Source organism: Adonisia turfae CCMR0081 (assembly GCF_011009555.1).
Lineage (GTDB): Bacteria > Cyanobacteriota > Cyanobacteriia > Phormidesmidales > Phormidesmidaceae > Leptothoe > Leptothoe turfae.
The window spans coordinates 7,044-8,218 of sequence record NZ_QXHD01000002.1 but is presented as its reverse complement, the minus strand read 5'-3'; the positions used below and the strand labels follow the sequence as shown (position 1 = coordinate 8,218).

General features: G+C 54.2%; 1 protein-coding gene. It reads left to right on the top strand.

The features are described 5' to 3' along the window. The first annotated feature begins 181 nt into the window (after positions 1 to 181). Positions 182 to 1,129, top strand: coding sequence for an IS5 family transposase (locus DXZ20_RS00715; RefSeq protein WP_163695696.1), 948 nt, complete (start codon positions 182 to 184; stop codon positions 1,127 to 1,129). The last annotated feature ends 46 nt before the right edge of the window (positions 1,130 to 1,175 follow it).

The window sequence follows — 1,175 nt, the reverse complement described above, 5'->3', positions numbered from 1 at the left end:
CGCCCGTAGAAACGGAGTAGAATTCTAAGACATCTATCAAACCTGGGGAACTACACACAAATGTACTTGGCCTTGTTATGTTTTTGCACATTGCCAACAGAAATTATAGCTTAGGGAATCTCTGCACAACCCCCAAAATTTGAGATAATTTGGCGGTCGCCCCTTTCAACTGGAATATAGCATGAGCCAACTGACTTTCGCCGAAGCCGAATACCAAAACAAGAAACGCAAGACGCGGCGGGAGCTGTTCCTCGAGAAAATGGATGGCTTGATTCCCTGGGCGAAGTTGGAGAAGAAGCTCCGCAAGCACTATCCCAAGGGCGAGAACGGGAATCCACCGTACCCGCTGGCAATAATGCTTCGGGTCCACTGCCTGCAGTTGTTCTACAACCTCAGTGATCCGGCGATGGAAGATGCCCTGTATGAGATAGAGTCGATGCGCCGCTTTGCCGGGCTCCGCTTGTCTGATCGCCTGCCAGATGAGAGCACCATTCTCCGCTTCCGCCATTTCCTTGAGCGCTACAAGCTGGGCAAAGTGATCTTCGATACCGTCAGCTCACAGCTCCGCCAGCAAGGCCTGATGATGCGGGAGGGCACCATCGTTGACGCCACGATTATTGCCGCACCCAGCTCGACCAAGAACCAGGAAGGTGAGCGAGACCCTGAAATGCACCAGGCCAAGAAAGGCAACCAATGGCACTTTGGCATGAAGATGCATATTGGTGTGGATGATCGGGACGGTCTGATCCACAGCATAGAGACCACTGCAGCCAACGTTCATGACCTCAGTGCAGCCGATGAACTCCTTCATGGTGAGGAGCAACGGGTTTGGGGTGATGCAGGCTATGCCGGTATCCATAAGCGAGATGAATTCAAAGGGCGGGATGTGGATTGGCGGATCGCGCTGCGGCCGAGCACCCGCAGTAAGCTGGCGGACCGGCTTCAGGAAATACTGGAGGGGATCAAGGCCAGCGTTCGCGCGAAGGTTGAGCATCCGTTCCGGACGATCAAGCACCAGTTTGGCTATACGAAGGTTCGCTACCGTGGGCTGGCGAAAAACGCCAACCGCCTGTATGTGCTATCGGCGTTTACCAACCTGCTGAGAGCGGAGAAATACCTGCCCTCATAGGGTAGGTACGCCTGTAGTCAGCCAAATGGCTGCCTACAGGCTGAGA